We start from the raw sequence: 26163 nt of genomic DNA on the forward strand, positions 1-26163 counted from the left end.
TGCCTCCTCAGCGCAGCAATATGCGAAAAAATCCGTTTATCATCGCAGTTCCGGGGGACCGGGCGAGATAAACGGATTTTTTGAGTAAAGCTAGCTTTGCTCGATTAGTTCAATCCATTCATTGTATTCGTTTTGCAGCAAGGAGTATTCGTGCGCCAGCTTGCCATGCTCGATCGTAAGCTTCTCGTGCTCTGCCCGCAGCTGCTCTGTCGATTGGACGGCTTCAGACCACTCCAGCTCAAGCTGCTGCCTGCGTTGATCAACTTGCTCACTCAGCTGGGCTGCCGCAGCGGCTTGCGCCAAAGCGGCCTCCAGCTGCCCCTTCAGATGCTCCTCGCCAGCTTGTCGCTCGGACTCTTCCGCAATCATCCGGTTTAATTCATCTGTCAATTGCTCAGAACGCTTGCGTTCTTGCTCCATTTGCTCATCCAGTTCCTGCTGTTTGTGTAGTAAAATGTCGAGCTGCTGAGCCGCGATACGCTCACGTGCCGCAATCAATTCAAGCTGCTCCGTAAGCTCCTGCTCGTGCCGAGCCAGCTGTCCCAGCTTTTCATCCAGCTCCAGCTCGTGGAACTCTGCCCGCTCTACTTTCTCCTGAAGCTCCTGCAGCTTGCTTTGCCATGAAGCCTGCTCATCCTTATGCTGCTGTTCCACTTTCAGCTCGCGTTCACGGTATTGCTCGTCGAACTGCTGCTTCTGCTGCTCAATTAACCTAGCATATTCAGCCTGCTTCTCATGAAGCTGCGATCTTAGCTCCGAGCAATCACGTTCCAGCTGCTCCGACTGCTCCATTTGTTCAAGCTTCAACAGCTCCAGCTGATCGGCAAAATCCTGCTTGAGCTGGTTCGCTGCATCATCCCGCTGCTGCTCCAGCATAGCAAGCTGCCGCTGATGCTCCTGTGCCAGCTCCGCATGAACAGCTTCGCTTTCCCGCTGCTTCGCTTCGAGTGCTTGCTCCAGCTCACGAAGCTTAAGCGTAAGCTCTCCTCGAGCTGCTTCGCCCTCACGCTGCTTGGCCTCCAGTGCTTGCTTCTGCTCACGAAGCTGCAGCTCCAGCGCTTCACGCTCTTCTTCGAACTGAATTTCTTGCTCCAGCTGTTTTTCTTCCGCATTCTTTTTCCATTCTTCATGAAGCTGGACTTGGGCCGCAAGCTGTTGTTCAAATGCTGTAAGCCGCTCCTGATACTGCTGCTCCTGCTCGTTTCTAGCCTGCTCATAGTGAGCTTGATGATCTTGCTGCAGCTGCTGAAGCTTGCTAAGCTCTTCCTGCAGCTCCATAACACGCAGTTCAGCCTCATCCGCTTTAGCCGCTTCATTCGCCAAATACTTAGCCTGCTCAGCGATTTGCGCTTCGGCTTCCTTCAATCTATTGCCTAGCTGCGCACGCGTTTCGGCATGCTGCTCATTAATGACATGCAGCTCGTCCAGCTGCTGGCGAATTTCGCCAAGCTCGGCGTCACGCTCCTGGCGCTCCTGCTCTAGTACTGCAAGGGAGGAGCGCAACGCTTCTTCCTGCTCCATAGCTTGCAATAAGTGGTCATCTGCCACGGAAATACGCTGTTCAAGCGCAGCTTTTTCCTTGACAGCTGCTTCTTGAAGCTCGGCAACAGCTGTTTGCAGCTTAGCCCGCTCTTCTTCCCAATTTTTATATCGCAAAGCGAGGTCAGCCTTCAAGGCTTGCTCCTGCTCCGTTAACTCTTTCATATGTGCGGAAACCAGCTTCTCGACATTAGCCGATGCTTCTGCAAGCAAGCGCTGCTCATGCTCGTCAAGCTGCTGCTGCTGCTGTTCAGCCGTATTAGACAGCTCCAGCTTCCATTCCTCTTCACGCTGTTCAAGCTTCGCCTGCCAGCCCTGCTCAAGCTGCTTCACACGCTCAGCTAGCTGATGTGCAGCAAGCTCAATCGCTTGGGCTTTAGCTGCACGCTCCGCTGACAATGCCGCTTCCGCTTCTTCAAGCAGCTCTGCCGCAGTTGCCTGCTCGCGTTGCAGTTCTACTTGAGCTGAAGCTTTCAGCTCCGCTAGCTTCGCTGCCGCTTCCGCACGTTCACGTTCGACGAGAGCTTGCGCGGCCGCCTCGGCTTCGGCGAGCTTCGCAGCTGCTTCCGCTTGCTCGCGTGCAAGTCCCTCTTCTGCGGCGCTTTTCGCTTCTACAAGCTTCAATGCTGCATCAGCCTGCTCACGCTCCATTCGCTCCTGTAAAGCTTTCTCGACTTCAGCAAGCTTAGCCGCCGCTTCCGCACGTTCGCGCTCCAGCTGCTCTTGTGCAGATGCTTCTGCCTCTGTCAACAGCTCAGTCGCTGCTGCGCGCTCTTGCTCCAGCGCCTCTTCCGCTGCTGCTTTCGCTTCCAGCAGCTTCGCTTCGGCTTCTAACCGTTCGCTCACCACACGCTCCTCGGCAGCATGTACTGCCGCTTCTGCTGCTGCCAGCTTGGCTGCCGCTTCCTCACGCTCGCGCTTCAGCATCTCTTCCGCTACGCTCTGCGCCTCTGCGAGCTTCGCAGCAGCGGCTTCGCGCTCCCGCGCAACCTCTCTTGCCGCGATGCTTCTTGCTTCGGTTGCTTTTGCTTCGGCTTCTGCCAGTTTAGCGGCTGCTTCGGCACGTTCACGCTCCAACTGCCCCTGCGCAGACGCTTCCGCCTCCGTCAACAGCTCCGTCGCTGCCGCGCGTTCCTGCTCCAGCTCCGCTTTTGCTTCCAGCAGCTTGGCTTCCGCCTCTGCCTGCTCGCGTTCCAGCTCCGCCTTCGCAGCCGCTTCGGCCGCCGCTAAGCCTGCTGCCGCTTCCGCGCGCGCCTCTGCAAGCGCTGCTTCCGCTCCGCTCCGCAATTCCGCCTGCTTCACGGCGGCTGCCTCGCGCTCCTGCGCAAGCTGCTCCTCGGCGATCAATTCCGCCTCGATCAGCTTTTCCTCTACTTCCGCTATTTTCGCTGCAGTCTCGGAAATTTTCGCTTCCGCTTCGGTCAGCTTCGCCGCCGCTTCAGCTCTCTCGCGCGCAAGCTTCGCATCTGCTCCACTCTGCGCTTCCGCGAGGCTCGCTGCCGCTGCTTCACGCTCACGAACAAGCTGCTCCTGTGCAGACGCTTCCGCTTCGGTCAGCTTTTCAACCACTTCCGCGAGCCGCTCTGCCGCTTCGGCACGCTCGCGCTCCAACTGCTCCTCGGCGATAATTTCCGCCTCGATCAGCTTTTCGGCTGCTTCCGCACGCTCACGCTCAAGTGCCTCATCCGCTGCACTCTTCGCCTCCGCCAGCTTTGCTTCTGCTTCCGCACGCTCCAGTTCAAGCGCCTCATCCGCCGCACTCTTCGCCTCTGCCAGCTTCGCTTCTGCTTCCGCTCGTTCCCGCGCAAGCGCCTCATCCGCCGCACTTTTCACATCCGCCAGCTTTGCTTCTAATACGCCAAGCTTCGCTTCCGCTTCCGCACGCTCTCGCTCAAGCGCCTCATCCGCCGCACTCTTCGTCTCCGCCAGCTTCGCCTCTAATACGTCAAGCTTCGCTCTTGCTTCTGCACGCTCACGCTCCAGCAGCTCTTCCGCAACGATTTCCGCTTCGATCAGCTTTTCGGCTGCTTCCGCCAGCTTCGCAGCCGCCTCAACGCGCTCGCGCGCCACTTGCTCCTCGGCAGCTGCCTCGGCTTCCGCAAGCTTTTCCGCTGCACTGGCCTGCTCACGCGCAAGCGCGCCTTCTAGCGTAAGCTTCTGGGCAGCAAGCGTCTCCGATGCTTCCTCGCGCTGACGCGCAAGCGCTTCCGATGCTTCCTGCTGCTGCGCTGCAAGCCGCTCATCCGCTTCTGCCAGCATATCCTTCAGCTGATTTTCCGCTACTGCGAGCGCATGCATCAGTTCCTCGGCAGCTTTCTTCTTCGCCTGCTCCAGCTCGGATTCAAAAACCTCCTGCAGCTCCTGCAGATCGATTTCCGCCTTTACCTGCAAAGCCTGATACTCCTCGCGCAAGCTTGCCATCATCCCTTGGAGCTCTCCAAGCTGCTCGGCAAGCACTAGCCGCTTCGCCTCAGCGTCATGCAGCGACTCATTATCGCGGCGCAGGCGGAACACTTCCTCGGTCATCTGCACAGCTGCAAGCACTGCAATTCTTGGCAGGTCCAGCTGTGGATAACCTTTGGCAATTTTGTTCATGCTATCATCTATCATTCCGGCAATACGCCGCATATATTCTGAGTTGGAATGGCCCTTCAAACGATATTGATGCCCATATATATCAACGGTTACTACAGTTTGCTCAGTATCCATAAAACATTATCCTCCTATAGGTGTTTCTCGCTCCCTTATCAATCAGCAGGATTGTTTCCCCAATCCTTATATATAGAAGAACATATCACATAGAGTCTTATATTATAGTTGCATTATATCAAGGTGAAACGGCTGTCGCTATCCTTTGGCGGCGCGGCGCGTTTCATTCCGAGAAATATAGAGAAAGGATGGATACATCATATCCTTTCCTATATTTTAAGGTGAAACGGCTGTCGCTATCCTTTGGCGGCGCGGTGCGTTTCATTCCGAGAAATATAGAGAAGGGATGGACACATCATATCCTTTCCTATATTTTAAGGTGAAACGGCTGTCGCTATCCTTTGGCGGCGCGGCGCGTTTCATTCCGAGAAATATAGAGAAAGGATGGACACATCATATCCTTTCCTATATTTCAAGGTGAAACGGCTGTCGCTATCCTTTGGCGGCGCGGCGCGTTTCATTCCGAGAAATATAGAGAAGGGATGGACACATCATATACCTTCTCTATATTTCAAAAATAACTGTAAACGACTGCTTCTGTCTCAGACATAAAGCTTGACCCATCTTTATAGTTCAACCCAAAATGCAGCACTGACTCCCAAGCAGATCTCTATCCATGTTTCGACTAACAAAAAGAACAAGTTTTGATGACAAAACGACACGGTCTTCCACTCTGGAAAAAACGCCCAAAAGCCTGCTCCAGCTTAAAAAACAAAGCAAAAAGCCGTATCGATAGTCCACAAGGAACTATTTCGATACGGCGTGGAAGGTTTCCTGCCTATTTTCTTAATTCTGCTTTAAAAGATTGTTCTAATCCAGCAACGACCTTGCCATGCAGCTCGGTCACTTCTTCATCGGTCAGCGTGCGTTCTGCATGACGGTATACAAGAGAGAGCGCTACGCTCTTTTTGCCTGCTCCCAGCTTCTCGCCTGTGAACACGTCGAACACGCGTACGGACTCAAGCAGCTCGCCAGCCGTTTGCCATGCGAGGGCAGTCAGTTCGCCTGCAGGCACTTCCATATCCAGCACGACAGCAATATCACGCTGCATCGCAGGATAACGCGGCAGCGCCTTGTAGACGATTTCGTCGCCAGCCAGCTGATAAAGCGGTGCAAGCTCGATTTCCAGCACATACGTATCTGCCAAGTCGCTCTCGAGCTGCAGCGTTGGGTGAAGCTGACCAACGTAGCCGATCACTTCTGTGCCATGCTCAGTTTCCAGTTGAACAGCTGCCGTTCTTCCCGGGTGAAAATGCTCCGGCTGCGCCGCGGCATAACTCACCTTATCGGCAATGCCGAGTACAGCAAATACAGTTTCCAGAACTCCCTTTGCATCATAAAAATCAACAGCAGAAGCTTTGCGGTTCCACTGCGGCTCTACACGGTTTCCAGTCAGCAATGCCGCAAAGCGATGCTTCTCCTGAGGAAGACGCGTCAGCTTCTCTTCTTCTGTGTGGAATACGCTGCCGATTTCAAAAATGACAGCCGATTCATTTTTGCGATTGCGGTTATAGGCTGCTGTTTCCAGCAATTGCGCGATCAGCGTCGTCCGCAGCACGCTGCGCTCCTCGCTCATCGGCATCGACAGCTTCACAGCCTTCGTCGCTTCACCCGACAAGGCAGGGAACAGCTGTGTCCGTTCAGGTCCTGTGAACGAATAGCTGATGACTTCATGCAGGCCAGCATCCGTCAGACGCTTGCGCAGCTCGCGGCGAATCGCTTGCGGCTTCGTCAGCGCCCCTGGCGTTACATCTCCGAAAATCGGTGTAGTCGGAATGTTGTCATATCCGTAAAGGCGGGCAACCTCCTCAATCAAATCTACATCATACGAAATGTCGCCTCGGCGCGATGGCACTTCCACTTGGAATACGTCATCTTCACTAACGCTATAGCCGAAGCTTAGACGATTCAGAATCGTTTGCACTTCAAGGCTGGAAAGCGAGGTGCCTAGGTAGCGGTTGATTTTAGCCAAAGCTACTTCAACGACCTGCTGCTTCGCCGGAGCTGTCGTCACTTCCACGATGCCCTCCGTAGCGAGTCCGCCTGCAAGCTCCGTAATCAAGGCAGCTGCGCGGTTCAACGCCGGAATAACGCGGCCCGGGTCCACTTCCTTCTCGAAGCGAATGCTGGATTCTGAGCGAAGGCCGAATTGGCGCGATGTTTTGCGAACCGTTCCACCATCAAATCTGGCCGATTCCAGCAAAATATTAACCGTATCGCCCGTTACCTCCGAATTGGCTCCACCCATAACGCCCGCAAGCGCGATTGGCTTCTCGCCGTCTGTAATGACGAGCATTTGCGGCTCAAGGCGGCGCTCTTGGTCATCTAGCGTAAGCATCGTTTCGCCTTCATGCGCCAAACGCACGTCGATTCGTCCGCTTTTCACTTGATCTGCGTCAAAGGCGTGAAGCGGCTGGCCATACTCCAGCAGAACAAAGTTCGTTACGTCAACGACGTTGTTGATTGGACGAATACCTGCGGCAATAAGGCGATTTTGCAGCCACAGCGGAGACTCGCCAATTTTCACGCCTTTAATGTAACGCGCACTGTAGTGGAAGCACTGCTCAGGAGCGCTGATCGTCACTTGTACATGGCTGTCTGTACGCTCGGAAGCATGAGCAATTTCCGGCTCAGGAATACGCACCTCGCGTCCAGTCAATGCGCCAATTTCATACGCCGTGCCGATTACGCTGAGGCAATCCGAACGGTTCGGCGTCAAATCCAGCTCCAGCACCTCATCGTTCAGCCCAAGCACGTCAGCGATTGGCGTTCCGATTACCGTATGCGGCGGCAATACGAGAATGCCTTCCTGCTGCTCCTTCGGCAGCAGCTTGTCATTAATGCCAAGCTCTTTCGCCGAGCAGATCATGCCCTGCGATTCTACGCCGCGCAGCTTTGCGCGCTTAATATGCAAATCGCCCGGCAGCTTTGCTCCAACGGTAGCGACTGGAACGAGCTGTCCCGCATCGACATTTTTGGCTCCGCAGACGATTTGCAGTTCTTCGCCTGTGCCTACATCTACTTTGCACACGTTCAGCTTATCCGCATCCGGATGCTTCTCGCGCGATTTGACATAGCCGACAACGACGCCTGTCACTCCCTTGTTGCGGGATTCCACCTCGTCGATCTCAATGCCTCCGCGCGTCATTTTTTCGGCAAGTTCTGCGCCCGTAAAGCCAGATAAATCAACATATTCATTCAACCATTGATACGAAATTTTCATCGCTTTGCTCCCCTTCCTTTCCTGCTACATTTTCGCGAATTGTTGTAAAAACCGAAGATCGTTCGTATAGAAATGACGAATATCGTCAATGCCGTATTTCAGCAGCGCAATTCGCTCTACACCCATGCCGAAGGCGAATCCGCTCACTTCGTTCGGATCGTAGCCGCCCATCTCCAGTACGCGCGGGTGCACCATGCCGCAGCCGAGAATTTCCAGCCAGCCCGTCTGCTTGCACATCCGGCAGCCATGTCCGCCGCATTGCGCACAGCTTACGTCAACCTCCGCGCTTGGCTCCGTGAATGGGAAGAAGCTTGGACGAAGACGGATTTGCGTTTGCGAGCCGAACATTTGCTGGGCAAATTGCAGCAGCGTGCCTTTCAGATCGCTCATGCGAATGTTAGGCGCAATGACAAGACCTTCAATTTGATTGAACTGGAAGGAATGCGTCGCATCGTCATCATCGCGGCGGTATACTTTGCCTGGACAAATAACTTTGATCGGCTTGCCTTTCATCGCTTGCATCGTTCTCACTTGAACCGGGGATGTTTGCGTACGCATCAAAATATCGTCGGTAATGTAAAACGAATCCTGCATATCGCGCGCCGGATGGTTTTTCGGCAGGTTCAATGCCTCGAAGTTGTAATAATCCGTCTCTACTTCTGGGCCTTCCGCAATCGTATAGCCGAGCCCGATGAAAATATTTTCAATTTCCTGGGCTACCTTGTTTAGCGGATGTACGGCTCCAGTTGGCAATGCTTTACCCGGCAGCGTCACATCGATCGTCTCGCCGCGCAAGCGCGCTTCCGTCTCCGCTTGCTGGAATACCGCCTGCTTCTCTTCAATAACGGCTTCAATCGCCGTACGCACGTCATTGCCGACTTGGCCGATAATCGGACGCTCCTCGGCGCTAAGTCCGCCCATGCCGCGCAAAATTTCGGTTAGTGCGCCTTTTTTCCCTAAATATTTTACCCGCAGGTCGTTAAGCACTTGCGGATTGTCTACCTGCTGCAGCTCCTGCAGCGCTTCGCCGCGCAAAGCCTCCAAACGTTCCTTCATCTGATGCTCGCCTCCTCATTCTTTTGAACAAACAAAAAAGGCCCCTTCTTCCCGCAAGGGACGAAAGAACCGTGGTACCACCCTAATTCGAACAATCTGCTTATTCCCTCTCTGTACGGACAGGGATAGCACTAGCTTGCTCCTCAATCCCGTTAACGGCGGGAACCGAAACATTCCTACTTGCGGGCATGCAGCACCTGCTGGCGCCACGCCGGGTTCAGAAGTCTGCTCAGGAGTGAACTTCAGACAGCCTGTTTTCACGAAAGACGCTCTCAATCCATGGCGACTTCTCCCTGTGTGAAGGCACTGCTTACTTTTCTCCGTCTCAGCATTTCAACTCATATGGATACAATATCTTTTACATTATAAGCAAATGAATGGCGCGATGCAATAACTGGCACGCAATTTGCCCGAGTTAAGCTCCCGAAATCGGATTTTTGCCTTTGGTAAAGCTGACGCTATCCGCCTTCCATATGCCATTCACCTTGATTATTTTAGTGCCTCGCATAATGAATTCCGTTTCCCAAGCATCATGGCCAATGTCCAGCGATTGAAGAAAGCTTCCTGTTGTTTTGGTTCTATAGCTGCCAGACGTTACTGGATCTTTAAACGTATAATTATACTCTAGGCCTTTATTTTGAATAATGACATTAATGAGTCGGTCGGTAAAATAAGGCTTGAAATAAGTGCGAATCTGCTTCACGGATGATACATCGGCTGCTTCGTTTAATTTATCAGACAGCTGCTTCAGGCGGGCTGCCGATGCTTTTTCAGCGGCCAAAAGCTTAACCGGCTCCACATATACAACAAGCTGCTTCCCTTCGAATGTAATCGTTGCGACTTGGCCATATGAATTCCAGTCTACACTTGCACCCAGCATTTGGCTGACGAACCGCAGAGGAACATAGGTCGTGTTGTTGATTAATTGCGCCGGTACGTCGAGCTCCGTTTCAGCTTGATTGACAAGCACCTTTTTTGAGTTAATCGTAAGAAGCATTTCAATATCGTCTTTTTGGATTTCAATCGTTTGAAGCTTCTGGCTCCACTCTACAGCAGCCCCCATATTTTGTGCAACATCGCGCAGCGGAATAAGCATCCGGTTGTCCTTCAATTTTCCATTCGTAAGCTCTATAGGCCGATCAGCCGCAAAAACAGGTGCCGAAAGGGCTGGAAGAGCCAGCAGTGCCGCTGCCATTAAGCCCAACGCGAATTTTTTCAACATCATCATAACCTCCGTCATCAAAAAGTAGCGGTTGTCTTATCTCTGTAAATTATTTAGACGTGGAGCATCTAAAAAAGTTACTTAGCTAGCAAAAAAGCGCCATCTTTGAAAGATGGCGCCGCCTGCTTCAAGCAGCCGCTATTCTAATAAAGTCTGCTTGACAAATTGATTGAATTTCCTGAACTGCTCGATTTCGCGCTCATGTGTCACTTTGAAATCCGATGCTTTTTTCGAGCGGCTTTTCAGCGTAATTTCCAGCCCTTCAAGCTGCAAATAATAGCGGGTGCCGATATGATAATGACGGCCTTCATAGAGACAGGATGCTCCGAGATAGTTTTGCAGCCATTCAGCTTTATCCGGCTGCTTGTCCCAGTTGTCCGTCAGCCAAGCATACAAATCAGGCTGGAAACTGGCGAGCATGCCGCTGTATCCGCCGCCACCCAATTGCATTACTTCAAGTACATGAGGATTGTTCGCTACAAATATGTTAAGCGGAGTGCCTTCCGCTGCCTTGATTTTCGCTTTAATTTGCTCCAGATTGTTGCTGCATTCCTTCATAAAAGTAAATCTGCCCGTCTCTGCACACCATTTGACAAGCTCTGGCGACAATAGGCGGTGATAAGGAATTGGACATTCATAAAGCCCAAAGGTCACATCAGGGAACGTCTCCAAAATCGTTTGCGCACGTTTTTTCCAAGCTTCTTCATCTTCATCCTCGGCAGCCAGACGGTTCGTTACGAGTACGAAGGCATCCACGCCCGTTGCTGAAATTTGCCTAATCTCCTCAAGCTGCTGCTGAAAGGACTCCGAAATGTGGCCTGAAGCCACGACAGGCACTCTTCCCGCCGTCTTTTCCTGCACGAAGCGCGCTACCGCTACCCTTTCCTCCAAAGAGAGATGAAGCATTTCACTGGACAAGCAAACCGCAAACAACCCATGCACGCCATTGTCTATGTACCAATTAATCAGCTGTTCCAGAGCCGGATAATCAACCTCATTATCCTTGGTAAACGGTGTAAGCATAACGGGCCAGACGCCTTTCGGTGCTTGCTTCACTTGCATTTAAACCCCGCCCTTCACATTTTGATCCCCTACATGTTACAACAGATATATAGGCTTTGAAACCGCTTTAACTTATTTGCACTGATATTTAAACAACACCTCTGAAAATATATTATTTTTAAACAAAGGCTATGTTAAATTCTAATGTTGATTTATGACCATAAGAAAACCGCCTTTGCGAAAAGGCGGTTAATTGAGCTAACGTCTCCCGTTTAGCGTAATCACCTTAAGTGACAAGGTCATCTTACCGTCTGGTAAACGAGACCTATGGCTCCAGAATCAAAGGTCTTGTTTTCGATTAGCTTAAGATTGATCTTCTCCTTGAGACCTTGGAATAACGGCAATCCCTTACCGATCAGGACGGGAGAAACCGTAATTTTATATTCATCAATTAAATCAAGCTGCATAAGGTGGTGTGCGAACCTAGGGCTACCGAGGATGACCATATCCTTGCCTGGCTGCTGTTTGAGGTTATTGATCTCTTTCTCGACATCTTCTTTCACGAGTCTGGAATTATTCCATTCGACTTTCTCTAGCGTCGTGGAAAAAACGATTTTGGCTGTCTTTTCGATCCACTCGGCATGATTCCGTTCATGCTGCGAAGCTGATGGGTTCGAAGGCACAGATGGCCAGTAACTGTGCATCATCTGATAAGTCCCACGCCCCCAAATGACAGTGTCGGCAGTATTCAGAATTTCTTTCGCGTGTTTCTCCAAATCAGCATCGTAGGAAACCCAGCCAATGTCCATTTCACCATTCGGCCCTTCTACAAAACCGTCAAGCGATGCGTGCAGAAATAGAACGAGTTTTCTCATTTTCAGTTCTCCTTTGTTCATGAGGGATATCTACATTATACATTTACTACATTATTAAGGTTTAACAAAGCCTAAACAAAAGCAACGAAAAACAGCTCCGTCCATCTTTACGATGAGCAAGGAGCTGTTTTTAGACTCGCCTATTGTTGAATAATGGCTTCGGCCTCTATTTCGACCAATAATAGCGGATCAATGAGTGCTTTGACTTCTACCATCGTGGATGCTGGTTGAATCGTGCGGAAAAACTCGCCATGCGCCTTGCCGATTTCTTCCCATTTTGAAATGTCGGTAACGAACATTCTTGTCCGCACAACATCGGACATGCTCGCCCCTAGTTCAGCCAAAGCTTTCTCGATCGTTTGCAGCACAAACCGAGCTTGCTCGTATGGATCTCCTTTGCCTACTACTTCGCCATCTTTCATCGCCGTCGTTCCTGCGACCTCAATCCGGTTGCCAACACGAATGGCGCGGCAGTAGCCGACAAGCGGCTCCCATGGAGAACCTGTAAATACCTGTTTTCTGCTCAACCTGCTCACTCTCCCCACATTATCATTTGTGCTTCCTTTTAATCGTTGTCTTCATGCTAACTGTCGCTTAAAGGCTCCGTTGCTATTTCCACACAAGTTCCTTGGTCCCGCTCGCTCTTTACACGAAGCGTCCAGCCCATCTGCTTTGCTCGTTCACGCATCATGCGAATGCCATAGCGGCCTTTCGCCTCCAACTGCTCGGCGTCTGCCCCTCGCCCTGTATCCGCTACGATACAATGAAAGCTGCCCAGTGCTCCGCCTTCAAGCGGATAACAGGCGATGCTCACATGCGCCTCATGTGTATGCTTGCGAATATTCATCAGCGCCTCGCGCACAATTGCCATCAGCTCGACCTTCTCTTTGTCCGACAGCGCATGCTCAGACAATTGCCAATTAACTTCAGCAGTATAGCCCCCAGCTTCCCGCAGCTCCTCGGCAAGGGAATGAATGGCTGCTCGCCAAGGCCCTTCAGCAGGACTTGCAGCTGTTGACGATTTCAAGTTGGCAATGGACTGGCGAACATCCTCATACACGTGCCGGACTGTTCCACGAATTTGTTCAGTCGTCTGACGAACACCCTCCGGTGTATGGGCGTGCTCCAAGCTATCCAGCTTCACGGAAAGCAGAAACAACGACTGCGAAATGCCATCATGCAGCTCACGCGCCAGCTTCTCGCGCTGCTCAAATGAAGATTTCGACAGCCGTTCGCGCTGCAGCGCATCCTGCATTAGCTCTAAACGCTTGAACAAACCGCGCAGCAGCGTCAGTGTAACTAGAAACACGAGCACAGGAGCAAGCACATTGCCCAAATCCATTGAAATGTATGGCAGCAGGAACGCATGCCGGACATATTCCCAAAGCCCAATTATAAGTGTTGGAATCCACAAGATCAACCATTTCAACCATCGATATGACACTCGCTACCGCTCCCAGCTTGCATTAATAGTTTTCAAAATCGATGCTTTCTTCCACCTTTTCCCCACTCTTATCGACCACTTGCAGCTCGGCCGTCCATTTCCCGGGGAATGGGATGTCCATTTGCTCTGCATGGTACGACGTTCTCACAAAACCAGGAAACGATTCATACGACTTATCCTCAAAAATCGCCAGCGGCACCTCAAGTGGCGCAAGCTGCTGTCTGTCACGCGAATGCAGCACCAGCTTTACTTCAGAAGGCTCTCCCAGCTGCTCCGGCAGCCATATTTTCACCTCGAATTGATTCGTTCCTGGCTCATTAGGCGTTATATTAACGGTAAAATGTCGCGTTTCCCCCATCTTATGAAATCGGACTGGCGTATTGTCTGGTAGTGGGCTCATATAGGTGAACACGCCGACAATGAGCGTGATCGCCAGCATTAAGCCTGCATCCACTTTCAGCATCAAGCCGTGTGGCAGCTCCCCCCGCCGAACACGGGCCCGAAGCAAAGCGCCTGTGACGATGACGAGCGCGACCAGCGCGATTTTCACAATTAGCCATATGCCCCAGCTTGTATAAAATAAATAGGACAGGCTTGGCAGCAGCAACAGCGTAATCGCCGCACCCGTAATGATAAGCAGCGCCATGGATATCCAAGCTGCTGTCGTGAAGCGTTCTGCAAACCGCCCTGCTTCCTTCCGATCAACAAACCATAAGCCCAGCAAAATCATCAAGCCCCCGCTCCATACAGCCGCACAAGCGAGATGGATAAAATCAAGCACGATGCCCAAATTCATATTCGACTGCAGCGCCGCCACATGGCCGCTCCAGCTCTCAATAGCAAGCAGCAGCAGCGCCCAGATGAGCTTGAATGTATCGTTTGCTTTAATAACGACAAAGCCAAGTAGCGACAAGATAAGAAGCGCAAGCCAAGCTTGGCCGGTATTCGTTTCGGTGAACAGCCTCACCCATTCCGCCCCTCCGCCTCCGTAGCCTTCCATCAAGCTTCTCGCACTGGCGAATACATACATTAGAGAAGCCAGCAGCAGCACCCGCATCATTGGCAGGCTCCATTGCTGCATTCGTTTGCGCTGTTCATCGCTTCCTGAGCGAATGCCGCTGAACCACAGCATCATTCCGGCCGCCAGCAGCAGCGCGGTGTAATACACAATTCTTGCTGTATAAAATAAGGCTGTGCCGACACTAAGTCCACTGTCATGGCCGTGTTCCATATTTTCCATCTGGTCATGTCCAACCTGCTCATGCGGATTAAAGCTTGCCGCCAGTGTTGGGAAAGCACCAGAAATCTGCTTAGGCTCTAAGATTCGCGCTGCATGTGCATCGGCTGGCATGAGGCCAGCTAACAGCACAGCGCTAAGCAGAAGCAAAGCCAGCACCGCATACAAAGATGATATTCTGGCAGGTGAATGTTGTATAAGCTGTTTGCTCCGGGAAATTAATTTTAAAATCATGCTGCAAATCCCTTCCTTCAGTTATCCTCTTGCAACATTTTACCCTACAAGACAGCAAAGGACAATTCACAAGGCACGGCTGAAACATTGTATAACCTACCCTTGGAGCGTGCATCATGAAAGAGAAGGAACGGCATCATATATGTACAATCAACTATGTACAGGAGGAGGAAATGCCTACATGGTGTTTAACAGCAGCTACACAATCGCTGATTTGAATCATAATGAGGATGCCCTTGCAGAAATAAAACAATTAGAGCAACGGCTGTCCGACCAAACCGGAGCAGCCATTACTCTAATTGCTTATAACTATGAGCATGATATTACGGCTGAACGTACCGATTAATCATTTCAACTAGCAGATCGTTAAGCGGCTTCACCTCGTATTCCCCGGCAGCAGGCTCCAAGTGGCCGCCGCCTATTCCGCTGTCATCCGTCAAAAACAAGTATGTCCCTCCCGTCGCCACCGCCATAAAGCGCAGCAAATATTCCGTTTGTACATCTACACCGCTGGAGGCGACGGGAATTATACGGATGCCCTCGGCCGCTGCCGTTTGGATCAGCTCCTGAATTTCATTAACTACTTTAGTGTTATAATGCGGCGGAGCATCCAATACGAGGAACAACAGCCTTGTCCTCGCCTGGTCGCTCCAGTCATGTCCATGAATGGCATCGCGCAGCGCTGCATCCACCGCTTCGGGATAATCGCCGCCGCCATCAGCCTTTTCCGCTGCCAATTTCCGGACCACCTGATCGACATCCTTCGTAAACGGAAACGACTTCACCGTATAATCATCAAATTTATCCTTATAAAAATTGGCACTGAGCCGTATATCCAATTGCTGGCCATGCTGCTCGCCTACCCTGCCGATTACATCCTTCAGCTCGGCCTCCAAATAGCGCAGCTCATCCTCCATTGAGCCTGTCGTATCCACAACAAACATAATATCGACTGAATTGGCGAGCTCAGCTTCGCCTCCCAAATCAACCTTGAGCGTGCCTTGCTCCGGCAGGCTAATCTGGTCTATGCTCTTTTGGTACTGGCCTGCCTGCACCTCGACTTTATAATGGCTTTGCTTATCGTTTTGTTCTTTATTATAAAGTCCGGCAAATAAATAAGCTTTTCCATCCGTATTTGTACGCGCTTCCCATACTTGCTCGCGCTGATTGTCACCTAGCTTTACAACAGCATCGGATACTGCACGCCCGCCTGATGTCACAACGACCTCAAGCCGGTTAAAAGCGTGAAACGACCAATAGCGGGCATTGTCATCGCCCTCTTTGCTATTGAGCAAATTGCCGAAGCGCTGCCATGCGGCCAAATCATCCCATTCACCAGCTGTAAGCTGTCCTGCCTTCACTTCCGCCTGTTGCGAAGTATAACGCCTGTCTCCACTTTCTCTGCGTTCACTTTCAGGAGCAGGCTCCGTTGTTTCGCCTTTGCTTGGTGCTTGGTCCCCTCCGCTATCTTCAGCATTTTTAGTTACAGTATCTTCCGTTGTGTTATCTCCTGTTGCTGTATCCCCCGGTTTCGTGGAATTACTCCGATCAGAGCCGTTATTCATGCTGCCAGAGCAAGCTGCTGCCAGCATGAAAGCGATAATGATGACCATTGTGCGAATTAAGATGAGTTTATTTGTATTTTGCATCTTAAATCCCCCTTCTATCTTTTTCCATTAGACGATTGCGGGGCAATGATTGTTGCATAAAAGCATATTCAACATTAAAATGATTAACAGGCTGCAGCGCTGGCTTGTCCAGACCATATGCGGCGTTTTTCTTAGGAGGATAAACGGATGGAAACGATAGCGTTAACCAATATTGAAATGACCTATCAGCAGGGGACTCGTCAGCTTACTTTTACAAATGCCGACTTATTTTTAGTGACAGACTTTGGCTCGGCTTTGTGGTACGTCGATGCGAACGGCATTGCAGATGCCGATGTATTGAAATGGTTCAATCAAAGCGAGGACATCCGAATTGAGCTGCGCGTCACCTCATTGGACAATCGCAAATTCGAAGGTACCGCTTATTTCCACCCCAATGAGAAGCATTATGCGGCAGCGATTCGCGGCGAAGGCGAATTGCGTCTTATAAATAACGAACAATAATCGTGGAAATATTGAAAAAAGGAGGAATTAACTGACATGTCTATTACTACACGTCTGGTTCAAAATCAGGAAGACCGGAATGCCGTATTTGAAGTACGGCGCAGCGTATTTGTTGACGAGCAGGGCGTCCCTGCTGCCAATGAATATGATGAATTTGAAGATACGGCCCAGCACCTGCTTGCCCTCAGCGATCAAGTGCCAGTAGGAGCAGGAAGAATACGAGTAGTGGGCGGTGCAGCCAAGCTGGAGCGCATTTGCATTTTGGCAGACTACCGCAAGCTTGGCATTGGTAAAATCATCGTCGAAGCGATGGAGCAAGCAGCCGCAGCCCAAGGACTTACCGCTGCCAAGCTAAATGCCCAAACCCATGCAGAAGGCTTCTACATCAAACTGGGCTATCGCACGGTTTCGGAGATTTTTTTGGAGGAAGGCATGCCTCATGTCACGATGACCAAGCAGCTTGTACAGCAGGCCTAAAGCCCGTCAATCCAATACAAAAAGCCCTGGACAGCCGCCTTCCAACATGGACGGACTTTCCAGGGCTTTTCAATTGTATAGCTGCTGTAAGGCAGCTATTATTTGCTATGCGATAATTCTGGCGTTGTCATACGGTCATAGAAATCAACCGCTTTATCCTTGTCCTCGGAATCGCGAAGCGCCATTGCCGAACGCGGATGCTCGTCCAAAATACCAGTAATCATATAAGGAATAATGTAGCCCCACTCTTCCTTCTCACGAAGCGGAATCATGTATTTCTCGATCATATCGAGTACTGGGCGTGTTTTGTATCTTGGGTTTTGCAGTTGGGATACGAGCAGTTCTGTGTTGCAGTTGCCTGCTGCGCGGCCCATGCCATATACGGACGAATCAAGCAGCTCGACGCCGCCCTCAGCAGCAATAAGCGTATTAGCGAATGCTAGCTGCAAATTGTTGTGCATATGCGCGCCCAGACGTTTGTTTGGAAGATACTTGCGGAACTTTTCCGTCAAGTAGCTTACATCATTCGGCTTCAGGCTGCCGTAGGAATCGACGATGTACACAACATCAACAACGCTGTCATTGATCAATTCGAACGCTTCCAGCAGTTGGTTTTCCATTACATTCGACAAGGCCATAATGTTCAGCGTCGTCTCATAGCCACGGTCACTGAATAGTTTAACCAGCTCAAGACCCTTGTCCACATCTTTCGCATAACAAGCGACACGGATAAGATCAAGCAAGCTTTCGCTGCGTGGCAAAATATCGTTCTCGTCTACACGGCCTACGTCAACGAGTGCAGACAGCTTCGTAGTTCCTTTGTTAGGAATAACGGTTCTCAGAAACTCGTCATCCAGAAAACGCCAAGGACCGGCACTTTCTGCGCCTTTGAGCAGCTTTGGCGAGTTTTTATAGCCAATTTCCATATAATCAACGCCAGCATCGTTCAGGCTTTTGTACAAGTGCTGGACAAACTCTACGCTGAAATCCCAGTTGTTTACTAATCCGCCATCGCGAATAGTGCAATCGACGATTTTACAATGACTTGTTTTTGAATTCATGTAAAGGCTCCTTCTGACTGTACGTCGCTAATCTTTAACATCCATCATACTTGAAATGCCTATGAAACGCAAAAGAAATTTGCCCGTTTCTGACGTCATAAATCGGCCTTTTTAAGCACCAAGCAGCTCTTCTGCTTTCGCCTGAAAACGTTCATGAAATTGCTTGACCGCCCGGATATCCATCTGCTGTCCATTGATCCGGTTGTAAACTTGCTCATCCGTCGTCGCCAGCACATCCAAAAACTGAGACACAATTTGAGCTGTTACCGTTTCCGGGTGCTCCTTCACCAGCTTTTGATAGCTCGCCTTGACCTCGCTGAGCAGCCGATACGTTTCCATATCGAATATGGGCGTATTATTGAGGCCATAAATATACATCGATAAGTAGCTGTTTAAATAAAGCTGCTCGATTTCCGGGCGCTCTGCTGAGTTTGGGTACGTCTTAATATAGTTTTCCGACAAAACGGCGCGATTCGCCAGCTTGTCCCACGTTATGATCAGTCCGGCATCCTTCGCTGATACCTCATTGGATTCTACCGCCCGCAAAAAAATATAATCGTTCATCTGCTGTGATACGTAATTTTTGTAAACCTTTTGCAATTCAAAATCAATGATCGGATAAATGGTGCCCTCTACCATAATCAGCTTGTAGCCGCCCATCAGCTTCGTAATAACAAGCTGCTTCACAGCGGCATCCTGAATTTCGGCGGCGTTGGAAGCCGTAATCGGCCATTGCTGCTGGAGCAGCACCTCCTGCACATTATTTTCAAAAAAAGCGTCCTGCGTTCGTTCTAGATCATTGTTATAATACGCATTCAGCTCGCGTATCATCGTATCCGCCCGCTCCTGTCCCGCTTTCGACATATTTTCGTTCAGGAATGATACAATTTCGAACGGCTCCTTCGCATTTTGCACCGTCTGGCGGTATTGCTCCAGCAAATTGTCTTTCTCTTGGGGGACACCTTGAACGACTGGCGAAACTTGAGCCCCAGCATGGGAATCCCGTCGTTCCTCTGTATTTTTATTGTTGCCGCTGCAGCCTGCAATGAATAATGCAAAAATAAGAACTAAAACATTCCATCTATAGTTACGACTACGCACGTCGTTATTCACCTCAATCGTCATGTTCACCTGGCCCTCTCACCCTAATAGTATATGCCACATTATCGTCAATATCCAATAGACGCATGAACAGAGCGGAAGTTACGGCAAAAAAGCGCGGAAGCAGGCCTCCGCGCAAACTTTTTTTAAAACACATCCGTATCCTTAACTTATCTTCAAAATATCTCCTGAACTTACAGCGCTTTGACCTGGTTATCCTCATGCAGGGCTTCGGCCGAATAATGCCCTGACTTCACAACCTTTGTTGTCAAATACTTCTCATTGTAGACCGAGGTTTGGCCCCAAAGCGGAACACGGCGGGCAATGTGCATGCCAGCATCACGAAGCGCCTCCACTTTGCGCGGGTTGTTCGTAATAATCGATACGGGCTGCGAGCGAAGCAGCTTCAAGACAGCAATGGATTCGCTGTAATCGCGAGCGTCCTCGGCAAAGCCCAGCTCCAAGTTCGCATCAACCGTATCCAGTCCTTCCTCTTGAAGCAGGTAAGCCATTGCCTTGCTGAACAAGCCAATGCCACGGCCTTCATGATTGGCCAAATAAAATAAGGCACCCGTTCCATGCTCGGTAATCATTCGCATCGACTGCTTAAGCTGAAAGCCGCAATCACAGCGTTGGCTGCCAAAAATATCGCCCGTATGGCAAATGCTGTGCATGCGAATCAGCGCATCTTCGCCTTCGGCAAAATCGCCATAGACGAGCACGCTGGATTGCTGAAGCTCCGCATAATGCCCATTTGCCAGCTCGCTGTATAGATCTGCTTCGTCCTGCGCGCTATTTTTCTCACGCTTCAGCCAGCTGTACCACTGGAAAATCTTCGTCTCGCCATCAAGCTCAACCGGGAGCTGAATCGGTCCGACAACGTGGATATCGTATGAATCGCCTTCAATTGTTTTTATTTTGTCATTTATAATAGAACGAATGGATGGTTTAATCATTAGTGTGCACCTTCTTCATCTGTATTTGATATAATAGGTTGAAAGGCTAAGCTTCATCTGCTATACATGCACCTTGCCTTATTAACAATCATAGGGGAACAAATTTTCGCTTACCATTAGTAACTAATTATATATTTGAAATTCCATTACGTCAAGTTATGAGCGTTCAAAAAGTTTGCTTGTATATAAATACTATTAAAGCTATACTTAATAGCAAGTTATAATGAGGTGATCTACATGGAGAAATCCGGGCTTTGTCCGCGCCTGCACAAAGGGATGGACATTATAAGCAAACGATGGACCGGCTTGATCATTTATCAGTTGCTGTCCGGGCCGCAGCGCTTCAGCTGCATTCAAGGCGCCCTTCCCATTAGCGGCAGACTGCTGTCTGAGCGGCTTAAGGATCTTGAAGTTGAGGGCATTGTAAGCCGCGCCGTCTTTCCAGACATTCCAGTTCGCATTGAATATTCGCTCACTGAAAAGGGACACGCACTGGAGCCGGTCATTCGCGAATTGCAGCAATGGTCATCCAATTGGGTAGCGCCTATGTCCATATCCAAGTAAAAGGTTAACGAAGCAGCCTCGGCCCTCCATCGGGCCGGGGTTGTTTTGTGTTTTCGGAGTGGGGGACGCTTCGCGGAATTATAGCAATCTACTATTAACGTCTAGTACCCTCTATCAGTAGGCCACATATAAATATATTATTCGTATCTCCCCATGATAATTGTCCTCATATGCGTTATCACTAGAAAGGAGGAAACCCGATTGCTTACTGTCTTCATTATTTGCTCATCAGGCCTGTCCCTCTATTTCATTCTTAAGCCTCCTCCACCGATTAAACAGCCTACTATTCTAACCCTATCCTCTACGGCAACAGATAATCGCTATGACAGCATTAGCATAGAAACCGCTCAGCATACTGCCGCTGCCGCAAATGAATAACCCTTTGCTGCTTCACTATGAATTTAATCAAGAATTCGAGGTGATTAACATTTGATCTCGCTACCTTCCATTATCGTGTCCCTGTTTGCTTTCCTTTTCACTATTTTGCTCATTTTGTGGCGACCCAGAGGGCTGAATGAAGCCATTCCTGCTACGTTTGGCGCCATTCTCGTCCTATTGAGCGGAGTCGTCTCGTTGTCGGACCTAGCGCATATTAGCGCCACTGTAAGCGGAGCTGCCATCACTATTATGGCAACGATCGTCATGGCTATCGTGCTAGAAAGCTTCGGCTTTTTCATCTGGGCAGCCGAAGGGCTTGCTATTCGAGCACGAGGCTCAGGACTCAGGTTGTTCTGGTATGTAAACCTGATGTGTTTTCTGATGACGCTATTTTTCAACAATGACGGCAGCATTCTTATCACAACCCCGATTTTGCTCATTATGCTGCATCACATGGGACTGAAAAACCACCAAAAAATTCCATACCTACTCTCAGGAGCATTAATCGCTACCGCCTCCAGCGCTCCCATCGGAGTCAGCAATATTGTAAATCTGATTGCGCTGAAAATCGTCGGCATGGATTTGTACATGCATACCGTCATGATGTTTATCCCCGCTACACTAGGTCTGCTGCTGCTCACCTTGCTGCTGTTCCTCTACTTTTACCATCAGCTTCCCCGGGAAGTACCCCATACGATTTCAATCGTCCCTATTCACTCTGGCTACCATCCTTTACTCACTCCTGCCGGAAGCAAGCCTGCACAGCCCAAATACAGCAGCCGCTTTATGAAATCGATTCTGCTTTTCGTCTTCTCCGTTCGGCTCAGCTTATTTGCTGCATCCTATTTGCACATCCCCGTTGAGTGGGTCGCTGTTTTCGGCTCCTTGCTGCTCCTTTGTTGGCGCTGGATTTACCTGAAAATGCCACCGAACGACATTTTGCGTAAAATCCCCTGGCATATACTCATATTCGCCTTCGCCATGTATATCATTATTTATGGCCTGCACAACATTGGCCTGACGCAAGGACTCGTTCAGGTGTTCGAGCCGCTCGTTACTGGCAGCCTGATGAATGCAAGCATTTTAATCGGAGGGCTCGTCTCCGCCATGTCTACACTCGTCAACAATCATCCCGCACTCATGATCGGCACGATCACGCTTACTGAAATGAACCTCGACCCGCTTACCCTCAAAATCGCCTACCTCGCCAGCGTCATTGGGAGCGATATTGGCTCACTCATTTTACCGATAGGCACGCTAGCCTCACTCATTTGGATGAATCTTGTGCAGAAATCCAAAGTAAAAATCAGTTGGATGGATTATGTCAAAGTAACGCTTGTCATCATTCCGCCTGTGCTGCTGTTTACCCTCACTCTTCTTGCTCTATGGGTTGGCTGGATTTTCCCAATGCACTAGCTCACAACAACGTATACATGAGCGGTCAGTCTACAAATAGGTGTTTTCTGATAAATCCGCAGCTATTTCTATGGCAAACGGGCGCTGCCACCAAATGACGGCAGCGCCCGTTTGCCTATAAGGCAGCAGTACTATTTATTTTATTTACTACTAAAAGGTTTACAATTGAGGAATAACGGTTTAATATATATCCCTAGCCGAATTCTAGCACTCTAATATTAAATCGCTTAATTTTTCAATTGAAAAAGCGGGGGAACCAACAACGTGGTTGAAGCGAAAGCTTGAATCGCAAGGGGTGAATCCGGTGCATCTCGCACTGGTAGGGCAGCTCACTGGCCCGAATCCGACAGCTAACTCCGTAAGCGAACGTGAGGAGAGATGAATATGATTGTCCTTCATGCGCCGGACGCTCCGCCTAAGGCGAAGCACGCAATGAAGCTTACGGTCAAACGCATTGAGCTGTTTGTCATTCCAGCACTCAATGTAGACGACGCCGGAAACCGTGCCTGCTTGCGGGTAACGACGGACAAAGGCATTGGCTTTGGCGAGACTTTTGTCGACGAGATGGAGCGCCCTAATGATTGGGGCCTGTGGTGCAGCGCGCTGAGCAGCTTTATCGGCACCTTGTCTATTACAGGACGGTCGCTTCGGAGCGAGCAAGCCGATCATCACAGTGTGTACAACCTATTCGATCATGCGATTCATCATCTCAAAAGCTGGACCGCAGAAATTGAACCGGACGACGGCGCTTCTGAGGAACCTATTTTACTTAGCCGCTCCTTATTCTACCTTTCTATTTTTTAGCTTATTTTAGATCACCATAACGCAAAGGAACCTTCCCCGCCATGTTTCAGCTGGCAGGAAAGGTTCCTTTTTTTCTATCGGCCGCTTGTCCTTTCAAGGTGAAACGGCTTTCGCCGTCCTCTGGCGGCGCGGCGCGTTTCAGTCCGAGAAATATAGAGAAAGGATGGGAAAATCATATACTTTCCTATATTTTAAATAAAATCGGTCATCGAATGGACATTCAGCTCGCCCGGCGACGCAGCGCTGAAAGCCTGATCTCCTTGCGGATTTCGCGCGTAAAACGTAATCGTACGCGGTTCGTTCGGCAGCAGATCGAAATAGTTGTCGCTGAAAATACCTTCGATCGACGCAGAAAGTCGAACCTGCTTGGCCAGCGTATCCGTCTCCAGCACATAAGCGGTGCCGCCGCTGCCTTGAACCTCGCTGATCTTTATGGCCGGAGCCGCAAGCTCAAGCTCATTCATCGGCCTGAAATAATGCTCCTTTTCCTCCACGAGCAGTCCACCCTGCTTTAGCTTCGCCACAAGAACGACTTCACCTGGCTGAATGCCTTCGGAAAGCAGCGCTTCCAGCTCTAAGGAGCAGGCGATATGGCCGTTGTTTGGCTGAAGCGATACCGGAACGGCAAACTGCTTCAGCACCTCGCCCGTGAATGAACGCAGCTCAAGCGCAAGCTCGCCGATGAAAGGTTCATTTTGATCTGACAATACATAACAATCGACGCGGCCGCTGCTCGCGCAGTCAAACGACAGCATGATGTCGCGGAAGCTGCGTGCCGCATAATATTGCAGCGCCTTCCAGCGCCCGTAATAGTCCATTCCCGCCCATGAGGCGACAGGCCAGCAATCGTTCATTTGCCAATACAGGGACCCCATGCAAAATGGCTTTTTCCGCCGATGGGCTTCAATCGCTGTCTTCATCGCTTCCGCCTGCAAAACCTGGCTCAAATAAAGAAATGCCGGGAAATCCTTCGGCTGGCGCAAATACATATCCATATATTCCTTGATCAACTGGTTGCCGCGCGCGTTTTTCTGATGCGCCAGCATTACCTCCGATTCAATGGCCATGTCCGCTTCTTCCGCATACTGCTGCACCGTTTGCAGCTCAGGAAACGATTGGAAGCCGTATTCGCTCATGAATCGGCCGACGTGGACGTTGTATTTTTCAAAAGGCTCTACGTTATGCCAGACGCCCCAATAGTGAATATCGCCGCTCTTCGACAAGTTGAAAGCATGCTGCTCACCGTCTCCCGTCAGCCCCCGCATCGGTGAAGAAGGCCAATACGCAATACCATTGCCAAGCCCCGCGACCGCCTGCGGCAATATCCGGTGGAAAATCGCCTCATAATCAGCCCACAGCTGCTCGCGCTGCTCAGGCGTATAGTCGCGCTTCCAGCCCCAGCCCATATTTTCATCATAATGCGACCAGGCCGTATCGATTTCATTGTTGCCGCACCATATGGCGATACATGGGTGATTGCGCAGACGCCGAACGTTTTCCTCCGCCTCCAGACGCACATTTTCCAGAAAAGCCTCATCTCCGGGATACATGCTGCAAGCGAACATGAAGTCCTGCCAAACGAGCAATCCGTACTCATCGCACAGCTCATAGAAGGCATCCGCCTCATAAATGCCGCCGCCCCACACCCGGAGCATATTCATATTGGATAACGCAGCACTCGCAATTTCATGACGGTAACGCTCATAGGTCACGTCAGGCAGGAAGCTGTCATTCGGAATATGATTGGCTCCTTTCGCGAACACCGGAACCCCATTCAGCTCGATATAAAAGGCATGGCCCTGCTCGTCCTGATCGGTTACCAGCCTCACTGCCCGCAAACCCGTCGTTACACTGCGGCTGCTTACGGGCTGCTCGACCCCATCCTTTGTTTGCACAAGCAACGCTTCAAAATGATACAGCTCCGGCTTGCCGAGGCCTCTGCACCACCAAAGCCGCGGCTGCGCAATAGACGCCGCCAGCTCCACCGTCTGCAAGCCCGCCGCCAGCTGAACCTGCTGCTCCCAGACCCTGCCGTCGGCATTTACCCGCAGCACCCCTTGCCAAGCTTGCTCGCATTCCACTTCTGCTGCAATCCTTAGGCTCGCATGGGCTGCGGTGATTTCCTGCTGCTCGATATACAGATCTGTCAGTCGCACCTCTGACCAGGCAACGAGCCTCACTTCCTTCCATATGCCGCTCGTCACAAATCGCGGGCCCCAGTCCCAGCCATAATGATACGGAGCTTTGCGGGCAAAAACACTGATTTTCTTGTCGCCAAGTCCACCAAGCTCTGATTGGTCATTCGCCGCCGGAAGCGGATAGCCCAGCTTCTCAAGCTTCGGCAAATCCTCGTTAACAGGCGAACGAAACTTGACTGTAATCACATTGCCTTCCGGCTGCAAAACCGGCTTCACATTCATTTTCCAGCTGCGGAACATATTATCCGCCGACAGCATATGCTTGCCGTTGACGTACACATCAGCATACGTATCAAGTCCAGTAAATACCAACTCCAGATGCGATTGTGCCAGCATTTCCGGCGTTACGCCGAACGTGGTCTCGTACTCCCAATCCTGCTTATCGATCCACTGCAGGCCGTGCTCGTTCGTACCGTAAAAAGGGGGGGCTATTTTCTCTTGCCGCAGAAGATCCATGTGCACGTTTCCCGGCACAATCGCGGGCTGCCACTCCTTCTCGCCACAAGCTCTAAAGCTCCAATCGGATAAAACTCTGATCGCTTCGTTCATAGCGTCC

Annotated in this window: 20 protein-coding genes and 1 riboswitch; of the genes, 6 read left to right on the plus strand and 14 right to left on the minus strand. The window is 50.6% G+C overall.

Features of this window, described 5'->3' with window-relative positions; all coding sequences use genetic code 11:
* Positions 1 to 90: 90 nt before the first annotated feature.
* The 9 genes from AC50X8_RS02930 to AC50X8_RS02970 all read right to left on the minus strand — a co-directional run bounded on the left by AC50X8_RS02930 (position 91) and on the right by AC50X8_RS02970 (position 14466).
* Positions 91 to 4248 carry a hypothetical protein gene (locus AC50X8_RS02930; RefSeq protein WP_494878507.1) on the minus strand — a complete coding sequence of 1386 codons (4158 nt, stop codon included), beginning with the start codon at positions 4246 to 4248 and terminating at the stop codon, positions 91 to 93.
* 778 nt (positions 4249 to 5026) lie between these two features.
* Positions 5027 to 7471 carry a phenylalanine--tRNA ligase subunit beta gene (gene pheT, locus AC50X8_RS02935; protein ID WP_494878508.1) on the minus strand — a complete coding sequence of 815 codons (2445 nt, stop codon included), beginning with the start codon at positions 7469 to 7471 and terminating at the stop codon, positions 5027 to 5029.
* A 24-nt stretch (positions 7472 to 7495) separates the two neighbouring features.
* Positions 7496 to 8527 carry a phenylalanine--tRNA ligase subunit alpha gene (gene pheS / locus AC50X8_RS02940; protein ID WP_494857828.1) on the minus strand — a complete coding sequence of 344 codons (1032 nt, stop codon included), beginning with the start codon at positions 8525 to 8527 and terminating at the stop codon, positions 7496 to 7498.
* 415 nt (positions 8528 to 8942) lie between these two features.
* Entirely contained in the window at positions 8943 to 9749 is an 807-nt protein-coding gene (locus tag AC50X8_RS02945; protein ID WP_494878510.1) for a copper amine oxidase N-terminal domain-containing protein, read from the minus strand.
* A gap of 138 nt (positions 9750 to 9887) precedes the next feature.
* On the minus strand, positions 9888 to 10811 hold the full coding sequence (locus AC50X8_RS02950; protein ID WP_056034357.1) for a dihydrodipicolinate synthase family protein: 924 nt from the start codon (positions 10809 to 10811) through the stop codon (positions 9888 to 9890).
* Between the two features lie 239 nt (positions 10812 to 11050).
* Positions 11051 to 11626: a dihydrofolate reductase family protein gene (locus tag AC50X8_RS02955; RefSeq protein WP_494878512.1), complete on the minus strand. Its 576-nt coding sequence runs from the start codon at positions 11624 to 11626 to the stop codon at positions 11051 to 11053.
* Between the two features lie 140 nt (positions 11627 to 11766).
* The gene (locus tag AC50X8_RS02960) at positions 11767 to 12153 is read right to left on the minus strand and encodes a RidA family protein (RefSeq protein WP_056034351.1); all 387 of its coding nucleotides are present in this window, start codon (positions 12151 to 12153) and stop codon (positions 11767 to 11769) included.
* A 56-nt stretch (positions 12154 to 12209) separates the two neighbouring features.
* Positions 12210 to 13070 carry a sensor histidine kinase gene (locus tag AC50X8_RS02965; RefSeq protein ID WP_056034349.1) on the minus strand — a complete coding sequence of 287 codons (861 nt, stop codon included), beginning with the start codon at positions 13068 to 13070 and terminating at the stop codon, positions 12210 to 12212.
* A 22-nt stretch (positions 13071 to 13092) separates the two neighbouring features.
* Positions 13093 to 14466, minus strand: a complete 1374-nt coding sequence (locus AC50X8_RS02970) for a copper resistance D family protein (RefSeq protein ID WP_494878514.1) — start codon at positions 14464 to 14466, stop codon at positions 13093 to 13095.
* 217 nt (positions 14467 to 14683) lie between these two features.
* On the opposite strand from AC50X8_RS02970, the gene AC50X8_RS02975 reads away from it, so the two are divergent.
* Positions 14684 to 14887: a hypothetical protein gene (locus tag AC50X8_RS02975; protein WP_494878516.1), complete on the plus strand. Its 204-nt coding sequence runs from the start codon at positions 14684 to 14686 to the stop codon at positions 14885 to 14887.
* Here the strand turns inward: AC50X8_RS02975 and AC50X8_RS02980 are convergent.
* On the minus strand, positions 14865 to 16190 hold the full coding sequence (locus AC50X8_RS02980; protein ID WP_494878518.1) for a VWA domain-containing protein: 1326 nt from the start codon (positions 16188 to 16190) through the stop codon (positions 14865 to 14867). The two genes, AC50X8_RS02975 and AC50X8_RS02980, sit on opposite strands and share 23 nt — an antisense overlap.
* A gap of 147 nt (positions 16191 to 16337) precedes the next feature.
* On the opposite strand from AC50X8_RS02980, the gene AC50X8_RS02985 reads away from it, so the two are divergent.
* Positions 16338 to 16652, plus strand: coding sequence for a hypothetical protein (locus AC50X8_RS02985; protein ID WP_056034340.1), 315 nt, complete (start codon positions 16338 to 16340; stop codon positions 16650 to 16652).
* Positions 16653 to 16694: 42 nt separating this feature from the next.
* Positions 16695 to 17129 (plus strand): GNAT family N-acetyltransferase, encoded by a 435-nt coding sequence (locus AC50X8_RS02990; protein ID WP_494878692.1) that lies wholly within the window; start codon positions 16695 to 16697, stop codon positions 17127 to 17129.
* A 98-nt stretch (positions 17130 to 17227) separates the two neighbouring features.
* On the opposite strand, the gene AC50X8_RS02995 is transcribed toward AC50X8_RS02990, so the two are convergent.
* The 3 genes from AC50X8_RS02995 to AC50X8_RS03005 form a co-directional block, all read right to left on the minus strand.
* The gene (locus AC50X8_RS02995) at positions 17228 to 18190 is read right to left on the minus strand and encodes an aldolase catalytic domain-containing protein (RefSeq protein ID WP_046233068.1); all 963 of its coding nucleotides are present in this window, start codon (positions 18188 to 18190) and stop codon (positions 17228 to 17230) included.
* Positions 18191 to 18301: 111 nt separating this feature from the next.
* Positions 18302 to 19321, minus strand: a complete 1020-nt coding sequence (locus AC50X8_RS03000; RefSeq protein WP_155973097.1) for a hypothetical protein — start codon at positions 19319 to 19321, stop codon at positions 18302 to 18304.
* A gap of 164 nt (positions 19322 to 19485) precedes the next feature.
* Complete coding sequence (locus AC50X8_RS03005; protein WP_494878520.1) at positions 19486 to 20247, minus strand: GTP cyclohydrolase II; 762 nt, start codon at positions 20245 to 20247, stop codon at positions 19486 to 19488.
* Positions 20248 to 20484: 237 nt separating this feature from the next.
* Between AC50X8_RS03005 and AC50X8_RS03010 the strand changes: the two genes are divergently transcribed.
* The 3 genes from AC50X8_RS03010 (at position 20485) to AC50X8_RS03020 (ending at position 23409) form a co-directional block, all read left to right on the plus strand.
* Positions 20485 to 20811 (plus strand): winged helix-turn-helix transcriptional regulator, encoded by a 327-nt coding sequence (locus AC50X8_RS03010; protein ID WP_494857811.1) that lies wholly within the window; start codon positions 20485 to 20487, stop codon positions 20809 to 20811.
* A 429-nt stretch (positions 20812 to 21240) separates the two neighbouring features.
* Positions 21241 to 22605, plus strand: a complete 1365-nt coding sequence (locus AC50X8_RS03015; protein ID WP_056034327.1) for an arsenic transporter — start codon at positions 21241 to 21243, stop codon at positions 22603 to 22605.
* 214 nt (positions 22606 to 22819) lie between these two features.
* Positions 22820 to 22985: riboswitch (cyclic di-AMP (ydaO/yuaA leader) on the plus strand.
* Between the two features lie 4 nt (positions 22986 to 22989).
* Positions 22990 to 23409, plus strand: a complete 420-nt coding sequence (locus AC50X8_RS03020) for a hypothetical protein (protein ID WP_056034324.1) — start codon at positions 22990 to 22992, stop codon at positions 23407 to 23409.
* A gap of 191 nt (positions 23410 to 23600) precedes the next feature.
* Here the strand turns inward: AC50X8_RS03020 and AC50X8_RS03025 are convergent, their stop codons facing one another.
* On the minus strand, positions 23601 to 26156 hold the full coding sequence (locus AC50X8_RS03025; RefSeq protein ID WP_494878522.1) for a beta-mannosidase: 2556 nt from the start codon (positions 26154 to 26156) through the stop codon (positions 23601 to 23603).
* Between the last annotated feature and the right edge of the window lie 7 nt (positions 26157 to 26163).

It is taken from the genome of Paenibacillus sp. JT22N15 (assembly GCF_059383755.1).

What these genes read in the sequence shown, in the direction of transcription:
- AC50X8_RS02985 (WP_056034340.1), top strand. Translation starts at nt 16,338, where the DNA reads ATGGAAACGATAGCGTTAACCAATATTGAAATGACCTATCAGCAGGGG.
- AC50X8_RS02930 (WP_494878507.1), bottom strand. Translation starts at nt 4,248, where the DNA reads ATGGATACTGAGCAAACTGTAGTAACCGTTGATATATATGGGCATCAA.
- AC50X8_RS02995 (WP_046233068.1), bottom strand. Translation starts at nt 18,190, where the DNA reads ATGAATTCAAAAACAAGTCATTGTAAAATCGTCGATTGCACTATTCGC.
- AC50X8_RS02980 (WP_494878518.1), bottom strand. Translation starts at nt 16,190, where the DNA reads ATGCAAAATACAAATAAACTCATCTTAATTCGCACAATGGTCATCATT.
- AC50X8_RS03005 (WP_494878520.1), bottom strand. Translation starts at nt 20,247, where the DNA reads ATGATTAAACCATCCATTCGTTCTATTATAAATGACAAAATAAAAACA.
- AC50X8_RS02950 (WP_056034357.1), bottom strand. Translation starts at nt 10,811, where the DNA reads ATGCAAGTGAAGCAAGCACCGAAAGGCGTCTGGCCCGTTATGCTTACA.
- pheS (WP_494857828.1), bottom strand. Translation starts at nt 8,527, where the DNA reads ATGAAGGAACGTTTGGAGGCTTTGCGCGGCGAAGCGCTGCAGGAGCTG.
- AC50X8_RS02955 (WP_494878512.1), bottom strand. Translation starts at nt 11,626, where the DNA reads ATGAGAAAACTCGTTCTATTTCTGCACGCATCGCTTGACGGTTTTGTA.
- AC50X8_RS03010 (WP_494857811.1), top strand. Translation starts at nt 20,485, where the DNA reads ATGGAGAAATCCGGGCTTTGTCCGCGCCTGCACAAAGGGATGGACATT.
- pheT (WP_494878508.1), bottom strand. Translation starts at nt 7,471, where the DNA reads ATGAAAATTTCGTATCAATGGTTGAATGAATATGTTGATTTATCTGGC.
- AC50X8_RS03025 (WP_494878522.1), bottom strand. Translation starts at nt 26,156, where the DNA reads ATGAACGAAGCGATCAGAGTTTTATCCGATTGGAGCTTTAGAGCTTGT.
- AC50X8_RS03020 (WP_056034324.1), top strand. Translation starts at nt 22,990, where the DNA reads ATGATTGTCCTTCATGCGCCGGACGCTCCGCCTAAGGCGAAGCACGCA.
- AC50X8_RS02975 (WP_494878516.1), top strand. Translation starts at nt 14,684, where the DNA reads ATGTACAATCAACTATGTACAGGAGGAGGAAATGCCTACATGGTGTTT.
- AC50X8_RS02945 (WP_494878510.1), bottom strand. Translation starts at nt 9,749, where the DNA reads ATGTTGAAAAAATTCGCGTTGGGCTTAATGGCAGCGGCACTGCTGGCT.